Below are 15,515 nucleotides of genomic sequence, written 5' to 3' on the forward strand. Positions count from 1 at the left end.
GCCCACGTCCATTCTGCCCGGGGGTGGTTCAGCCGATCGACAGGTTGACGGCTTTCGGACCCTTGCCGCGCTTGTCCGGCTCGGTGTCGAATGTCACTTTCTGCCCATCCTCAAGACCGGGAAGACCCGACGCCTGCACGGCCGAAATATGGACGAAGACATCCTTTGCCCCGTCGTCCGGCGTGATGAAGCCGAAGCCCTTGGCGTGATTGAAGAATTTGACGGTGCCGGTCTGCGGCATGGGAAGCTCCTTTGATCCCACAAGTCCAGTCTCGGGCCGGCAAATGCCCGGACGGAAATTTGTCCTTTATTTTAGTGCCATCGGCAAGAGAAAGTTTTGCGGGTGCCGGCAAGCATCCCGGAACACAAAAGGCGCGACGAAAACCGCCGCGCCTTTACAGAATTCAAGTTCACTCAAAAGCCTTGCAGCATCCTCACACCCCGAAAGGACGCGCGGAACGCCGCCGTTCAGGCGGCGCGGAGATTGACCGCTTTCGGACCCTTGCCCATACGGTCGGGCTCGACATCGAAGGTGACCTTCTGACCGTCGACGAGCGTGCGCAGCCCGGAAGCCTCGATCGCCGAGATGTGGACGAACACATCCTTGGCGCCGCCATCGGGCGTGATGAAGCCGAAGCCTTTGGTAGCGTTGAAGAATTTAACGGTGCCGGTCTGGGCCATTGGGGAAACTCCTTCACCCGTGTCAGTCTTGGTGGTTCCGCCCGCCGCCTGGCGCCGTGGGCAAGTCCCGGTGGTTGCTTCGGCAGTCATGCATTGGCGCATGGGTAAAACCCCCCGCCGAAAAACGGGGCTGTCAGAGATTCACAGTATCGGGGAAAGGTCGTCCAAAACGTTCCGCTCTCCGGGTCGCAAATGCCCGAACACAAAATTTATCGCACGGAAACGTGATGCTTGCAAGACACAGCCGCGGGCGGCCCCAACAGGCGCATCCCGACGCATCGCACCGATAGTCCCGGTTCTCTGCGCGGTCATCGGCCAGACTTCACCCAGGCATGGTCCAGCAAGCGGGGCAGGTGCTGTCTTGGCTTGCGCCGGCATACCGCCCTGGCTCGCCAGTTGCAAACAGGGGTTGCATCTGGCAGCGGAATGACGAGGATCGGCCTGACCCAGGCACCATTTGTGCGGGCAGGAGTTTCGAGGGAGGGAACATTCATGCGGTTTCTTGCGGCAATCTTTCCGCGGCAGGTTTTTTCCATCCTGTTCCTGTCGGCAATTCTCGCAGCTTGCACCGTCGTGGTGGATGATGAGGGGCCGGGGCCGCGCCCGCCACGGCCGGGGCCGCAATTCTGCACCAGGCAATATGACCCGGTCTGTGCCCGGCGCGGCGGCGACCGCCAGACCTTCGCCAATGCCTGCCTTGCCGAACGGGCCGGATACCGCATCATTCGCGAGGGCGAGTGCCGCGGCGGTGGTGGCGGCGGCGAGCAGACATTCTGCACCCGCGAATACCGCCCGGTCTGTGCCCGTCGCCATGGCGAACTGCGCACATTCCCCAACGAATGCGAAGCCCGCGCGGCGGACTATCGCGTCGTCGATGACGGGCCCTGCTAGCGCACCGACCTCAGCCTGGCCGGATAAGCACCATCTGGGCCCCGGCGTAGAGCTCAGCGCCGTTCCCGTTGGAGATGCGCAGGCGACGCGGATCTGCGGCATCATCAGCATGTGAAGCAGCGTTGCGGCGCGTCGGCTCAGTTGGCGGGGTTGTCGACCGGTTCGAGATTGTCTTCCGTGGTGACCCGCTCATAGGTCTCCTGATCGCTGCGGATGCGATATTGCGGCGAGCCGTCCTTGACCGGCAGCCGGCTCTTGATCTGGAACAGCTCCGCGGTCTTTTGGGCAAGGCCGGTGCGGCTCTTCATGCGGACGGTCTGGCCGACGGTGAAGATATGCGCCGGCGTGTCCGTGCGCCGCGCATTCTGCTGGAAGCGGATCATGTGACATTCTCCTGGTCGTGCCGAAGCGCTGCGTCGAGCTCGGCATGGTCAATGGCGACAAGCTGGCTGGTCGCGCTTTTCACTGTCCTTGCCGGCAGATGGATGAAAGTGGCGACGCGGCGCCAGGCAGGCCAGGACATGCCGTCGATCAGTTCTTCGTCGTGGTCGATGTCATAGTCGCCGGCCGGCTGCATGCCATCCAGCCCGCCAAGCACGAAAGGTGCCGCGAAATGCGCTATGGAATGGGTGGTGCGAGCAGACATTCTTGTGCGCCTCGAAGTTCTCGCTTGTGCCTTGAAGTTCTCGTGCCTTGAAGTTTCTTTCCGGCCTGCCCCGGAAGCGGAGCCTGCATTGCGGTACCAGGTGTCGGCGATTTGGATAAGTTTGGCGGGCCGAGAATCCCTGACACCGCGGGGCCAAGCATGACCCAAACGGTTTCATACCTCTAGTCTGAAAATACGACTTATTCAAGAAGTTTTCGGCCTCTTACCCCTACCAACGTCAAATTACTTTTCTATAGTTATCCGCAGAACGATGATACGGTCCCGGAGCACCTCGAAAATTATTTGAAGAACTTCCGAAAAAATTCCTCCGGCATTTGTATTTATCTAGCAATGGAAGGAAGAGAGTCATGAACTCCGCAAGAACACCGGATGTCCCGACAGTTGCAGTCAGTCCTGTCGCAAAGCCGATAAAGGTCTTGTCGCCGCGTCTCACGATAAGAAGCGACGAGGCGGCAAGGCGAAGGATTGCCGACACCGACGGCACGGCGCGGCGGGCGCGCCAGCTTGCCGAAAGCAACCGCCTGATTTGACGCGCAAGCCATGACGCTCAATTTTCCCAATCCCAGCCGCTCCTATGACGCGGCGGCCAAGCGCATTCGTTTCGTCGGCCATGACGGCATGCTCGAAGTCCCGTTCTTTGTCGAGGTCGCGGCACTTTCGGCGGCAAACCCGGCTGCAAGCGGAGCCGAGGCCGAATTTCTCAGCGCCTTCGACGCCAAGCGTTCGTCGATCCACGAGATTGCGCGCCAAGCCTACTCGCACGGCCGCAGGAACATGTATGTGCTGACGCCGGCCGACTTCCGCTAGCTCGGTGGGTTCCGAGGTTCGCTCCCTTGCGACCGCCTCTGCTCTTGCACGCGCCGCAGCGATGGCCTAGATCGCGGCAGGCGGACAACACGGCAGGTTTCCCATCAACAGAGATCCGAGACAACCGGCAGGCGCACGTTACGGCTCAGGCGGGCAGCCACCACTGGGGCTCGACCAGTACGTGCAGCAAGCGCTGCAGCTGCACCAGGCGGGGCGCCGGCAGGAAGCCGAGGCGCTTTACCGACAGGTGCTGGCGCAAAAGGCCAACCACCCGGCTGCTGCGCATTTCCTCGGGCTTCTGCTGCACCAGACCGGGCGCAGCGCTGAGGGGCTGGCGCTGATCGAACAATCGGTGCGTCTGCAACCGAACAATCCGGATTTCCTCAACAATCTCGGCACCGTGCTGCGCGACCTCGGCCGGGTCGCGGCCGCCGCCGATCTCTTCCGCAAGGTGGTGGCGATTCGGCCGGACCAGCTGGCGGCGCGTGACAATCTCGGCTCGTCGCTGAAGCAGCTCGGCCAATTCGAAGGCGCCGAGGATATTTATCGCGGCACGATCGGCCGCAACCCGTTCCATGTCCGCGCCCGCGTCGGGCTTGCCGAAACGCTGCAGGAAGCGGGCCGGCTGGATGAGGCACTGGCTGTTTTTCGCGAGGCGCTGACGATCCGGCCGAAGGATGCCGATCTTTTGCACGGCCTGGGTGTCGGGCTGATGGAAAAGGGCAATCTCGACGAGGCTGCGGATCTTTTCAGGCAGGCGCTGGCTGTGGATCCCGGCATGGCGAGGGCCTGGCTGATGCTTACCCAGGTCAAGCGCCAAAAGGAGCGCGACGCCGAGCTTGCCCGCATGGAGGCGGAGCACGCCAAGGCGCCGCAAGGCAGCCTGGCGCGCATGCAGCTTTCCTTCGGTCTCGGCAAGGCCAATGACGACCTCAGGGAGTATGGCCGCGCCTTCGACTATTTCGCCGAAGGCAACGCGATCCGCCGCCAGGGCATCGACTACGACGCCGGCAAGACGCGCGGCGAGTTCGAGGCGATGAAGGCGGTGTTCGACAAGGCCTTTTTTGAAAGGCACAAGCCGAGCGGGATAGCCGAGGACACGCCGATCTTCGTCGTCGGCATGCCGCGTTCCGGCACCACGCTGGTCGAGCAGATCATCGCCAGCCATCCGCAGGTCTATGGCGCCGGCGAGCTCAGCATATTGAAGACGGCGGTCGGCAAGCAGTTTCCGCTCAGCATGAAGGGCGGCTTTCCCTGGGGCATCGCCGACATGCCCGACAAGGCCTATGCCGAGGCCGGCCGGGCCTATCTCGACATGTTGCACGCCCGCTATCCGGGTTCTCGACAGGTCACCGACAAGATGCCCGGCAATTTCCTGTTGGTCGGTTTCATCCACATGATGCTGCCGCGGGCCAAGATCATCCATTGCGCGCGCGATGCGGCGGCGACCTGCCTGTCGATCTACAAGGTGCACTTCCGCGGCGACAGCCATCGCTACGGCTACGATCTCGACGAGCTCGCCGATTTCCACAATCTGTACACCGACATCATGGCGCACTGGCATGCCGTGCTGCCTGATGTCGTGCACGACGTTCGCTACGAGGATTTCGTCGCCGACCAGGAAGGCCGGTCGCGGGCGCTGATCGCCCATCTCGGCCTGCCGTGGGACGACGCCGTGCTGTCGTTCCACGAGACCGACCGGCCGGTGCGAACGGCGTCGGCTGCGCAAGTGCGCCAGCCGATGTATCAGGGCTCGGTCGACCTGTGGAAGCGCTATGGCGACCGGCTGAAGCCGCTGCACGACAAACTTGATCGAGGGGCGCCTACAGCTCGATGAAGGGCTGAAAACCGCCAAAGATCATGCGCTTGCCGTCGAATGGCATGGTCTCCCAGTCCGACTTGAGGCGCGGGTCGGCCATCACCTTGGCCATCACCGCGTCGCGGCTCTGGCGCGATTCGTAGACCACCCATGAGAAGATGACGACCTCGTCGTCCTTGGCCTGTACGGCGCGCGGGAACGAGGTGAGCTCGCCATAAGGGACGTCGTCGCCGACGCATTCGACGTAGGCAAGAGCACCGTGCTCCTTCCAGACGGCGCCGCCGGTTTCCGCCAGCTTCTTGTAAGCATCGAGCTTTGCCTTTGGTACGGCAAGTACGAAACCGTCGACATTAGGACATCTGATTTCCTCCATGCGATCGTTTTCCTCTCCGTCTGGAGCGGGAGAGGTGATTTCAGACACAGCCTGTGTGGAATGCTAAGCTGCTTTCACCGGTGCGTTCATTGCCCATTCGACACCGAACGGATCACGCATATTACCCCAGCGGTCGCCCCAGAACATCACCTGCAACGGCACGACTTCCTTGCAGCCCGCCTCGATGGCCCGCTTCCACCAGGCGTCGATGTCGTCGCTGCCGAGATGGAGCTGCATGGTGTAGCCCTGCGGTTTCACAGCGGCCATTCCATGCTCGGGATAGAAGTCGGAAAGCATCAGGGTCGAACCGTTGATGTGGAGATGGATATGCATGGTCCGGCCCTGTTCATCCGGCGGATAGGCAAAGACCTGCTCGGCACCGAAGGCCTTTTGGTAAAATTCTGCGGCTTTGAAAGCGCCGTCAAGCTGAAGGTAGGGCGTCAATCCGCCAAGCACTTTGGCGGCGGGCTGGGTCTGCGGCTGGTCATTCATGTCATGCTCCTCTTTGCGTCTGGTTTGCCTTTGCGAACCACAGGACGAACGGAACGGCGACGATCCTACACGGCCGATGGTTTTTTGGATTTGAAATGGCGCCTGCCGCGACGGCCAACTGCCACCTTCAACCTTCGATGCGAATCCGCGGGCTGTTTTGCGCGTCGACGACGATTTCCGGCCAGCCAATATCTTTGCGCAGCTCGATCGGCAATGACAGGATGGCGCGTTCGCTGCGATAACGGGCGCGAGCCGCCGAGTAACGCGTTACGGCGTGACCTATGGATGACAGAATGGACATGATGCTTTCTCCTCGATTGGCGCCGGCATCACCGTGTCGGCAACCCAAGGACGTGGCATGCGATCATCATCCGACAGAGCGCCGGAATTTTTTTCCGCAAGCCTTCAGCCGCCGGCTTCGGCAACCTCCCGGAAGAACTCCTCCGGGCTGTCGATCTCGGTCAATCGCCGTTTCTCGATCAGCCAGATGCGGTTGCCAACCGCGCGGATGAAGGAGCGGTCGTGCGAGGCAAGCAGGCAACTCGCCTGATGTTCCAGCAATTCCGCTTCCAGTGCTTCCTGACCATCGATATCGAGATGATTGGTCGGCTCGTCGAGCAAATAGAAATTGGGATTGGCGAGCCTGAGCGCCAGCATCATCAGCCGCGCCTTCTGCCCGCCCGACAGCACGCCGATCCTGCGCTCCTGCATGTCGATGCTGACGCCGGCGCCCGCCAGCAGCGAGCGGGCGCGCTGCTCGCCGACATCGAATCTGCGCGAGAGCATCGCCAGCGGCGTGTCGTCGCCGCCGATGCCCGACAATGCCTGGCCGCTATAGCCGAGCACCGTCGACGGCGTCACCTTCAGGCTTTGCGCCGCCGTTTCCGGCTCGACGATGGCGTTCCGGATCAGGCCGATCAGCCGTGACTTGCCGACGCCGTTACGGCCGAGCAGGACGATGCGGTCGCCTTGGCAGATGTGGCGCTTGCCGGTGCTGAACAGAACCGTGCCGTCAGGTGTTCCGACCACCAAATCGTCGAGCGTGATCAGCACCTTGGCATGGCTGCCGCGATTGGCGAGCTTGATCGCGCCCGCCGATCTTTCGCGGTGTGCCGGCGCTGCCGCTTCTTCCAGACGCTCTGCCCGCTGGTTGAGCTGCTTGGTCTTGACCGTCAAAAGGTCGCTGCCGGAATTGATGCCGATATTGTTGAGCTTGGTCGCTTGCCGGCGCAGCTGTTGCGCCACCTTCATGTCGCGCTGGAACTTGCGTTCGGTCGAGGTGTCGACCTCGTCCAGCGCAAGCCTCGCCCGCGAATAGGGCAGCGAAAACACCGGCGATTGTTCGGGGCGCAGGAACAGCGTCCGGTTGGTCGTAGCATCGAGAAAAGCGCGGTCGTGGCTGGCAATCACCACCGGCACCTCCCGCGGCAGCGCCTTCAGCCAGGTCTCGAGCTGGCTGATCTTGCCGAGGTCGAGATGGTTGGTCGGCTCGTCGAGAAGCAGGACGTCGGGGTCGGTGACCCAGACGCGGGCGATCAACGCCAGCCTTTGCCAGCCGCCGCTCAGCGCCTGCATTGGCCGCCCGCGCATCGGTTCTGGCACGTCAAGCGAGTCAAGAACCACATCGACGCGCCATTGTTCGCTTTCGACCTGTCCGGCCGGCAAGGCATCAGCGACCACCTGCTGGAAGCTGCGCCCGGCCAGCGCTGCCGGGACGACTTGCTCGACATAGCCGACGCGCAGGCCGCGCGTACGGGTGATGTCGCCTGATGTCGGCTCCATCTCGCCGGTCAGGCACTTCAGCAAAGTGGATTTGCCGCGCCCATTGGCGGCGACGATGCCGAGCCGGTCGCCGGTGCCGATGGTGAGGTCGAGGTTGGAAAACAGCGGCGCATTCAGGGTGACGCCGAGGGATTTGAGGCTGATCAGGGCCATTTTGATTTCTCTGGTCTTGCCGGAGCCCGGCTCAATGCACTTTGACGGTGCACGTGCCAGCCATTAGGCTCGGCATTGCGCACCACGAAGGGCAGACCAAAAAATCGAAGCGGGGAAAAACCCGGACCGTCCCTGGTCAGCCCTGCAAGCTAGCTCGCAGGGCAAAGACAGGGCCGCGCTGACGGTGGTGAGAAAATAACACGCAGCCCTCCTTTCAAGACGTTCGAGTTGTAGAAACTGGCTACACCAAGGCTAGGGCCGATGGCAAGTGGCTAGGCTCCCCCTTCTCCACTTGTGGGAGAAGGTGGCCGCGAAGCGGTCGGATGAGGGGTGCTCCAGCTTGGCACCGACGGCGATCCGTCCAGCACCCCTCAACCGTCTCGGCGCTGCGCGCCGATCCACCTTCTCCCCCAAGGGGAGAAGGGAAGCTCGCTAGCGTCCCGGGCGCCCCGTCTTGCCAGGCCGGCGCTCTTCGCGGCGGGCGTCGGCCGGGTCTTCGTAGGAGCCGATACCACTGCGCTGGCGGACAATGGGTTTGGCGGAATCGTTGCGTTCCTTCGCGCCCCCCTCTGCCCTGCCGGGCATCTCCCCCACACCGGGGGAGATTGGCTGTGGTTTCGCTGGCACCTTTCCTTCGACCGGCTTTTCCGTCCGCCGCACGGTCATCTCGTCGAGCGAGTTCTTCTTGAACAGCGGCTTGGTCGGTTCGCCCGGGATGCCGAAATCGGAGCCGTGCGCCTCTTCGGCCGACTGCTTCTTGAACAGCGAACGCGACACTGCGCCGGCCGGGGTCGGCATATCCGTGCCCGGCCCCATGGCGTCGAGCGAGGGCTTCGAAAACAGCGGCTTCTTCACCGGCACGGTGCCATCGGCACCCATTTCGTCGAGCGCCGGCTTGCGGAAGAGATTGGGCCGGGCCGCCTCTTCGGCGGCACGTGCCTCGTCGAGCTTGCGGAAACGCTCCTGTTCCTCAGCCGTACGATGTTTGGCCACGCCCTTGTTGTGCTTGCCCTTTTCGCGGCCCGAGACCGGGCTTTCCATGTCGGCATATTTGGCCAGCGGATCGTCGGAGATGGACAGTTCCATCTCGCGCAGCCGTTTGATCTCGTCGCGAATGCGGGCGGCCTTCTCGAAATCGAGGTTGGCGGCGGCGTCGCGCATCTGCTTGTCCAGGGCGTCGAGATGCGCTTTCAGATTGTTGCCCATCATCGCGCCGGCGCTGTCGGTGAACTGCGAAATGTCGGCGCGGACATGGTCCTTCTCGTAGACCGAGTCCAGGATGTCCGAAATGCGCGACTTGACCGATTCCGGGGTGATGCCGTTGGCCGCGTTCCACTCCATCTGCTTTTCGCGACGGCGGTTGGTCTCGGCCATTGCCCGCTCCATCGAGCCGGTGATCTGGTCGGCATAGAGGATGACCTTGCCGTCGACGTTTCTGGCGGCGCGGCCGATCGTCTGGATCAGCGATGTCTCGGAGCGCAGGAAACCTTCCTTGTCGGCATCGAGAATGGCGACGAAGCCGCATTCGGGAATGTCGAGGCCTTCGCGCAGCAGGTTGATGCCGACCAGCACGTCGAAGGCGCCGAGGCGCAGGTCGCGCAGGATCTCGATGCGCTCCAGCGTGTCGATGTCGGAGTGCATGTAGCGCACGCGTATGCCTTGCTCATGCAGATATTCGGTCAAATCCTCGGCCATGCGCTTGGTCAGCACGGTGACCAGCGTGCGGTAGCCGGCCTTCGTGGTTTCGCGGATTTCGCCGACGACGTCGTCGACCTGCGTCTTGGCCGGGCGTACTTCGACCGGCGGGTCGATGAGGCCGGTCGGGCGGATGACCTGCTCGGCGAAGACGCCGCCGGACTGCTCCATCTCCCAGGCGCCGGGCGTCGCCGAAACCGCGACGGAGAGCGGGCGCATGGCGTCCCACTCCTCGAAGCGCAGCGGCCGGTTGTCCATGCAGGACGGCAGGCGGAAACCATACTCGGCCAGCGTCGCCTTGCGACGAAAGTCGCCGCGATACATGCCGCCGATCTGCGGTATGGTGACATGGCTTTCGTCGATGAAGACCAGCGCATTGTCGGGGATGTATTCGAACAAGGTCGGCGGCGGATCGCCCGGCTTGCGGCCGGTCAGATAGCGCGAATAATTCTCGATGCCGGCGCAGGAACCGGTCGCCTCAAGCATCTCCAGGTCGAAGCGGGTGCGCTGCTCGAGCCGCTGCGCCTCAAGCAGGCGGCCAGCCTTTTCAAGCTCTTGCAGGCGATACTTCAGTTCTTCCTTGATCGACTTGATGGCTTGATTCAAGGTCGGCCGCGGCGTCACATAGTGCGAATTGGCGTAGATCTTGACGCTCTTCAGCTCGCCGGTCTTCTGGCCGGTCAGCGGATCGAACTCGGTGATCGCCTCGATCTCGTCGCCGAACAGCGAGATGCGCCAGGCGCGATCCTCAAGGTGGGCCGGGAAGATCTCGATCGTGTCGCCGCGCACCCGGAACGAACCGCGGACGAAATTGATATCCTGGCGCTTGTATTGCTGGGCGACGAGGTCGGCGAGCAGCGCGCGCTGGTCGAGCCGGTCGCCGATCTGCATCTGGAAGGTCATCGCCGTGTAGGTCTCGACCGAGCCGATACCGTAGATGCAGGACACCGAGGCGACGATGATGACGTCGTCGCGCTCAAGCAGCGAACGCGTCGCCGAATGGCGCATGCGGTCGATCTGCTCGTTGATCGAGGATTCCTTCTCGATGTAGGTGTCGGTCCGTGGCACATAGGCCTCCGGCTGGTAATAGTCGTAGTAACTGACGAAATACTCGACGGCGTTTTCCGGGAAGAATTTCTTGAACTCGGAGTAGAGCTGCGCGGCCAACGTCTTGTTGGGCGCCAGGATCAGAGCGGGGCGCTGCGTCTCCTCGATCACCTTGGCCATGGTGAAGGTCTTGCCCGAGCCGGTGACGCCGAGCAGCACCTGGGTGCGGTCGTTGCGGTCGACGCCTTCGACGAGATCCTTGATCGCGGTCGGCTGGTCGCCGGCCGGCTCGAAATCCGAAACCATCCTGATGGCGATGCCACCTTCGGATTTCTCCGGCCGGGCAGGGCGGTGCGGTGTCCACAGCACGCCGTCCTTGTGCAGCGGATTGCCGGATTCGATCAGCGCCGACAGTGCCGCGACGGTGGCGGTGACGCCGCCCGAGGCCATTGTCTCGGCCTCTTCCAGTGAGACATCGAGGCCGGCGACAGGGTTGAGACCGGCCGCAGTGCGCTCCCGCGCCGAAGCCGCGCCGCCCATCGAGGTGCCGCGTGCCGTACGGCCGGGGGAAGAGGAGCGCTCGGGGATTTTCTTCGCAGACTTGGCGCCTTCCCTCCCCCTCGAGGGGAGGGTGGCGGCGGAGCCGCCGGGTGGGGTCGGTGCGGCAGTGCTCGGCGACCCTTGATGCCGAGCGCTTCCTTTGCCGACCCCCTCTGTCGCCTTCGGCGACATCTCCCCCTCGAGGGGGGAGATTTGACGCCCTTCTTTCTCGGCTTCCTGCTCGATCTGTTCGGCCCAGTCGGCGATCGAGCCGGTCAGCGGGGCGCCGGTGAACTCGGTCTGCGGCGCCTCGGCAAAGCCGCCCTTGTACAGGGGCTCCGACGCATCGAGGAAATCGGTCAGCGGACTGCGCCGCTTGTGCGGCGAAGCGCGCTCGTCATTCGCCGGCGGCGGCGTTTTCTTGTCGGGGAGTCTGGCCATGGCCCGAATATGGGAGGTATCGGCCAAAATGGAAAGAGCGGAGTGGTGAAGGGTGCCGCGCGCAATTTGGCTGCTGACAGCAGGCTGTCAGGAGCAACGTCGAAGTGCGCCGCTCAATTAAACCACAGCGCAAATGTCAGAAACCCGGCGCCGCCGAATTGGCGCTGGATCTGATCGAACTCCTCGCTGGTGAGAACCTTGCCGCGTTCGAGATAGGGCGCGATGGCCGGGCCGGTGATCGACAGCACCAGGTCGAAGGTTTTTGGCTCATCAAAGAAGCGCTTCATGTTGATGCCTTTGTCGGCGCTGCGGAAATGCGGCAGCAAGGTGCGTCCCTCCAGCAGATCCTCGGCCATATCAAGGGCGGCGAGCCAGGCCTGTACCTGCTGCTCACCAACTTCGAGACCGGTCAGCGGGCTGGTGCCTTTCTGCTGCGGCCCGGGCAGCCATTCGCGGTCATTGTCGGTTTCGGCGCGGATGGCTTTCCAGTCCTCGCGCGACAGCCGGATCATTTCCATGAGATGGCGGCGTGCCGCTTCCCGGCGCTCAGGCTCGACCACTTGCCAGTTAATGAGATGCACCAGGGAGATAAAGTCGGCTAGTCGCCATTCGGACGTCAGGATGCCGCCATTCGTGCCACCGTCCAGCGGCACGAGCGTATCCTGCAGCGGCAGTTTTGCGCGCGGGAACAGCATGTGGAAGGAGCCGTCGAACGTGTTTCTGAAATCATGCGCCAGCCAGAAGTCGGCCTGCGCCATCAGGAACTCGGCATAGCCCTGCAGCCAATAGCCGTCGGCGCGGTCGAAGCGGAAGGTGAGGGCGGGTGCGGCCGCGTCTGGCGCACCACCGCCGCGTGACAGAGACGCCATGATCGCGGCGGCGCTCTCGTCCGGCGCGATCGTGCCGTCCTCGTTGACGTCGATGCCGAGACGGGTGAGGTCGATGACCATGCCGATGTCGGCGTCGGGGGGTACCGAACCGAGCGTGGCTGCGGATTTCTCCAGCCGGTCGCGGAAGGCGACGAGAATGGCGCGGAATTGTTCGTAGGTCAGCGGCTCGGGATTGGCATTGTCCGGCACCGGCAGCCGCATCAGCGGCAGCATGAAGGATTGCGGGCTGTCGAAACCGTGGCGGTGCAGGCCGCCGGCCAGGATCTCCAGCGCGGTGAAGAATTCGCCGGCGCCGGCGGCGTAGGCGGCTGCCGGATCGCCTGGCGCGGCGGCTTCCAGAGCGGCAAGAGCGCTGTCGCGTTCGGCTACGATTTTTGCCTCGAACAGGGCCGCCGCTTCGGGAGCCGCGGCGCTGGGTGAAGCCAGCGGCAGGAGAAGAATGATGGCGCACGCCACCAGCCTGGAAAAACGCGTCATCGTGATCGCCCCTTTGTCGCTCCGCAGTGGATCATACACGCATTTGGTTCGCTGCGCCTGTGGCCTGCGGTTCACCCACAACAGTCGACGCTTCAATCAATCCGGCGGACGGTCTACACAAGGCAAACGATTGGGCGTCGCGTGTCGAACTATCCGCTTTCCTACAAACTGTCGTGGCTGCCGCGTTTTCTCCGGCCTTCGCTCAATGGCGACGCGCGCGGCTTTGCTCCGGCGGCCGCAGCCCTGCTCGAACCACTGCCGGCGCGGACGGTGCGGCTGGCTTTCGTCGGCGATATCTCGGCGGTGGCCAATCGCCGCGCGCCAGACTGCGATCCGGCGATTGCGGCACTGCTTGCCTCGGCCGATCTGGTGGTCGGCAATTGCGAAAGCCCGGTGGTGGAGCGGCCGAGCGCTGTTTGGGGCACCAGGCTCGGCACGCACCACGCGATGAGCGAGCGGTTCCTTGCCGAGGCGCTGGCCGCCGCCGGCATTTCGCGTGAAAAACTGGTGCTGTCGCTGGCCAACAACCATGTGCTCGACCAGGGTATTGCCGGCTTCGACGAGACCGTCGCCGCGCTGGAGCAATTAGGCATCCGCACGATCGGCAGTGCGGCTCCGGTCGAGCGGTTTGCGGTTGGTTCGCTGACCATAGGCCTTGCCGCCTTTACCTTGTGGCGCAATACCGACGAGGCTCAGTTGGCGGGCCGAGTCTCGATGCAAGCCGATCCGACGCAATGGCCGCACGCTGCCGCTTCGGGTGTCGACCTCCTCTGCGCGGTGCCGCATTGGGATTGGGAATTCCGGCATTTTCCACGTGCGAAGACGCGGGCAATGGCGCGACTTCTGGCCGAACATGGCGTCGGCCTGATCGCCGGGCATCATGCCCATGTCGTGCAGCCGATCGAGCGGATCGGCAAGACGCTCGTCGCCTATGGGCTCGGCGATTTCATCGGCACCGCCTTCGCGCGCCAGCCATGGCCCGGCCGCATCGGCGCCATTCTCGTCGTCGACATCAGCGACGATCCCGGCACGCGCGGGGCCATCGCCGCCTACCGGCTGCATGCCTTCATGCGGCTGCGCGCCGGCGATCACGAGCGGCTGATGCCGGTTGAAACGCTGGCGGGAAAATCCAGGCAAAGGGTTCTGGCCCGCCTCGATGCGATCTTCGGTGCCGGGCGCTGACAGCTGCGCTGACGCGGTCCACCAAACCGGCTATCATGCCCAACGCGGGCGGGCTTGTGGGGCGGGTGGGTGATGGAAACTGCGGATTTCATGCCGAGCGAAGCGGTGATCGCCGGCCTCAGGAAGGACATCGAGGCCTACGAGGCGCAAAGGGCTTCGGCCTATCGCCGGACGCACTGGCGGGTGCCACTTTTCATCGGATCGGTGGTTGTCTTCGTGGCGCTGGTGGCCTGGCTCTTCAACGGGGTTGCCGACCCCAACGAGCAGTGGTTCTCGACCCCGCATGTGTTCCTCTATATCGGCGGGTTCCTGGCGGCGATCCTGCTCTATCTCCAGGCGATCAGGCCGGCGCGCAAATTGCAGCAGACGTTCCGCAACAGTTTGCTGCCGATCGTCTTCGGCTTCATCCAGGACGTGCGCTATCAGCCTGGCGTAACGCCGAACTCCTTCGATCGGCTGCCGCGCGAGACGATTGGCGTGTTCAACCGTTCGTATTTCGAGGACGTCGTCTCCGGTCGGTATGAAGGCTTTGCGTTCGAGCTCTATGAGGTGACGCTGCTGGAGAGGAACGGCAAGACCACATCTCAGGCGTTCAAGGGCGTCATTATCGCGTTCGACACCATTGCGCCGTTCCCGGGAATCTTGGTGGCGGCGCGCCGTGCCAATATGGTGGTAGGTTTCTTCCGAGGCATGTTCGGCAGCAAGACGGAACAACTGTCATGCGGCGTACCCGAACTCGACGCCGCCTACGAGTTCCACACCGACAACATCGAAGCGGCGCGGCCGCTGGTGACCGGCCGGCTGGCGCAGGCGCTCGAATGGCTTGGCGAAACATGGCCGAAGGAACCGGCACGCGTCGCGCTCAACGGCAGCGACGGCTTTCTGCTGCTTCCGCAGACGAAGAACTTCTTCGAACTGCCGGACATCTCTGTGCCGCTCGACTATGCCAAGCATGTTGCGCCGATGATCGCCGACATGGCCACGATCCTGGCGACCGCGGCACTGGTCCGCAAGATCGGCGTGAAGGATGTAGAAGCCGGTTGAACTAGAATTCAGCCGTCAGCAATCGAAGCCATAGTTCTGGCGATAATAGTCGGCGTCTTCCTTCGACATTTTTTTGAAGAGAACGCAGACAGTGAAACTTCCCACCCGGCGGCCGTTCTTCATGTAGCCCCAGTCGGAAATATCGTCCCGGCTGAATTCGATCTCCTGGCCTGCCACGACGTTGTGCACGGTCTGCGGCTCGTTGTCCAAGGTTCCTGCAAATCCGGCCGCCGTCCGGTGGAAGGGAAAGACCCAGAAATGTTCAGTGGCGTCCCCGTCCCTGACCACGACTTTCAATTGGAAGTCGGCCGTTCCGGATGGCGGTGCGTCGGCCAATACCAGGAAGTCGTCGAGGCTGGCACGCGCCTGCTCGATAGCGGCCGCCATCTCCGGATCGTCGCCAGCTACGCTGACGACCTTGTCGTCGCCTTGACCAGGAGTCTGCGCGTCGGCTGATGCCGGAGCAAACGCAAGCAACAGGGCAAGCGCGATACGGGCTGCAAGCTTCATGATGCGACTGCTTTCGACATTTTC

17 protein-coding genes are annotated in these 15,515 nt (G+C 63.2%); 6 read left to right on the plus strand and 11 right to left on the minus strand.

Features of this window, described 5'->3' with window-relative positions:
- Positions 1-28 precede the first annotated feature (28 nt).
- Positions 29-241, minus strand: coding sequence for a cold-shock protein (locus NKH90_RS14815; protein ID WP_006202521.1), 213 nt, complete (start codon positions 239-241; stop codon positions 29-31).
- A gap of 227 nt (positions 242-468) precedes the next feature.
- Positions 469-681 carry a cold-shock protein gene (locus NKH90_RS14820; RefSeq protein ID WP_006202520.1) on the minus strand — a complete coding sequence of 71 codons (213 nt, stop codon included), beginning with the start codon at positions 679-681 and terminating at the stop codon, positions 469-471.
- 492 nt (positions 682-1,173) lie between these two features.
- Between NKH90_RS14820 and NKH90_RS14825 the strand changes: the two genes are divergently transcribed.
- Positions 1,174-1,572, plus strand: a complete 399-nt coding sequence (locus NKH90_RS14825) for a Kazal-type serine protease inhibitor family protein (protein WP_352774270.1) — start codon at positions 1,174-1,176, stop codon at positions 1,570-1,572.
- 137 nt (positions 1,573-1,709) lie between these two features.
- Here NKH90_RS14825 and NKH90_RS14830 read toward each other — a convergent pair whose 3' ends face one another.
- Both NKH90_RS14830 and NKH90_RS14835 read right to left on the minus strand, forming a co-directional pair.
- Positions 1,710-1,955: a hypothetical protein gene (locus NKH90_RS14830; RefSeq protein WP_023678408.1), complete on the minus strand. Its 246-nt coding sequence runs from the start codon at positions 1,953-1,955 to the stop codon at positions 1,710-1,712.
- Positions 1,952-2,218 carry a hypothetical protein gene (locus NKH90_RS14835; protein WP_352469759.1) on the minus strand — a complete coding sequence of 89 codons (267 nt, stop codon included), beginning with the start codon at positions 2,216-2,218 and terminating at the stop codon, positions 1,952-1,954. Before NKH90_RS14835 ends, NKH90_RS14830 begins: the two co-directional genes overlap by 4 nt.
- A gap of 368 nt (positions 2,219-2,586) precedes the next feature.
- Between NKH90_RS14835 and NKH90_RS14840 the strand changes: the two genes are divergently transcribed.
- The 3 genes from NKH90_RS14840 to NKH90_RS14850 all read left to right on the plus strand — a co-directional run bounded on the left by NKH90_RS14840 (position 2,587) and on the right by NKH90_RS14850 (position 4,883).
- On the plus strand, positions 2,587-2,769 hold the full coding sequence (locus NKH90_RS14840; RefSeq protein ID WP_023678406.1) for a hypothetical protein: 183 nt from the start codon (positions 2,587-2,589) through the stop codon (positions 2,767-2,769).
- A gap of 10 nt (positions 2,770-2,779) precedes the next feature.
- Complete coding sequence (locus NKH90_RS14845; RefSeq protein WP_023678405.1) at positions 2,780-3,046, plus strand: DUF1488 family protein; 267 nt, start codon at positions 2,780-2,782, stop codon at positions 3,044-3,046.
- 181 nt (positions 3,047-3,227) lie between these two features.
- A complete protein-coding gene (locus tag NKH90_RS14850; protein ID WP_352819926.1) occupies positions 3,228-4,883 on the plus strand; it encodes a tetratricopeptide repeat-containing sulfotransferase family protein in 1,656 nt (551 codons plus the stop codon).
- Here NKH90_RS14850 and NKH90_RS14855 read toward each other — a convergent pair.
- The 6 genes from NKH90_RS14855 to NKH90_RS14880 form a co-directional block, all read right to left on the minus strand.
- A complete protein-coding gene (locus tag NKH90_RS14855) occupies positions 4,870-5,238 on the minus strand; it encodes a DUF1428 domain-containing protein (protein ID WP_352819927.1) in 369 nt (122 codons plus the stop codon). The genes NKH90_RS14850 and NKH90_RS14855 overlap by 14 nt on opposite strands.
- Positions 5,239-5,301: 63 nt before the next feature.
- On the minus strand, positions 5,302-5,730 hold the full coding sequence (locus NKH90_RS14860) for a VOC family protein (RefSeq protein ID WP_352819928.1): 429 nt from the start codon (positions 5,728-5,730) through the stop codon (positions 5,302-5,304).
- 127 nt (positions 5,731-5,857) lie between these two features.
- Positions 5,858-6,031: a hypothetical protein gene (locus NKH90_RS14865; RefSeq protein ID WP_023719167.1), complete on the minus strand. Its 174-nt coding sequence runs from the start codon at positions 6,029-6,031 to the stop codon at positions 5,858-5,860.
- Between the two features lie 104 nt (positions 6,032-6,135).
- A complete protein-coding gene (locus NKH90_RS14870) occupies positions 6,136-7,665 on the minus strand; it encodes an ABC-F family ATP-binding cassette domain-containing protein (RefSeq protein ID WP_352819929.1) in 1,530 nt (509 codons plus the stop codon).
- Between the two features lie 432 nt (positions 7,666-8,097).
- The gene (gene uvrB / locus NKH90_RS14875; RefSeq protein ID WP_352819930.1) at positions 8,098-11,388 is read right to left on the minus strand and encodes an excinuclease ABC subunit UvrB; all 3,291 of its coding nucleotides are present in this window, start codon (positions 11,386-11,388) and stop codon (positions 8,098-8,100) included.
- Between the two features lie 113 nt (positions 11,389-11,501).
- On the minus strand, positions 11,502-12,755 hold the full coding sequence (locus NKH90_RS14880; protein WP_352819931.1) for a hypothetical protein: 1,254 nt from the start codon (positions 12,753-12,755) through the stop codon (positions 11,502-11,504).
- A 141-nt stretch (positions 12,756-12,896) separates the two neighbouring features.
- On the opposite strand from NKH90_RS14880, the gene NKH90_RS14885 reads away from it, so the two are divergent.
- Together NKH90_RS14885 and NKH90_RS14890 are read left to right on the plus strand one after the other, a co-directional pair.
- Complete coding sequence (locus NKH90_RS14885) at positions 12,897-13,937, plus strand: CapA family protein (protein ID WP_352469766.1); 1,041 nt, start codon at positions 12,897-12,899, stop codon at positions 13,935-13,937.
- Positions 13,938-14,009: 72 nt separating this feature from the next.
- Positions 14,010-14,981: a DUF3137 domain-containing protein gene (locus NKH90_RS14890; RefSeq protein ID WP_352469767.1), complete on the plus strand. Its 972-nt coding sequence runs from the start codon at positions 14,010-14,012 to the stop codon at positions 14,979-14,981.
- A 15-nt stretch (positions 14,982-14,996) separates the two neighbouring features.
- Here the strand turns inward: NKH90_RS14890 and NKH90_RS14895 are convergent, their stop codons facing one another.
- The gene (locus tag NKH90_RS14895; protein ID WP_352469768.1) at positions 14,997-15,491 is read right to left on the minus strand and encodes a YegJ family protein; all 495 of its coding nucleotides are present in this window, start codon (positions 15,489-15,491) and stop codon (positions 14,997-14,999) included.
- Between the last annotated feature and the right edge of the window lie 24 nt (positions 15,492-15,515).

This window comes from Mesorhizobium sp. M0898, from assembly GCF_040319695.1.
GTDB lineage: Bacteria > Pseudomonadota > Alphaproteobacteria > Rhizobiales > Rhizobiaceae > Mesorhizobium.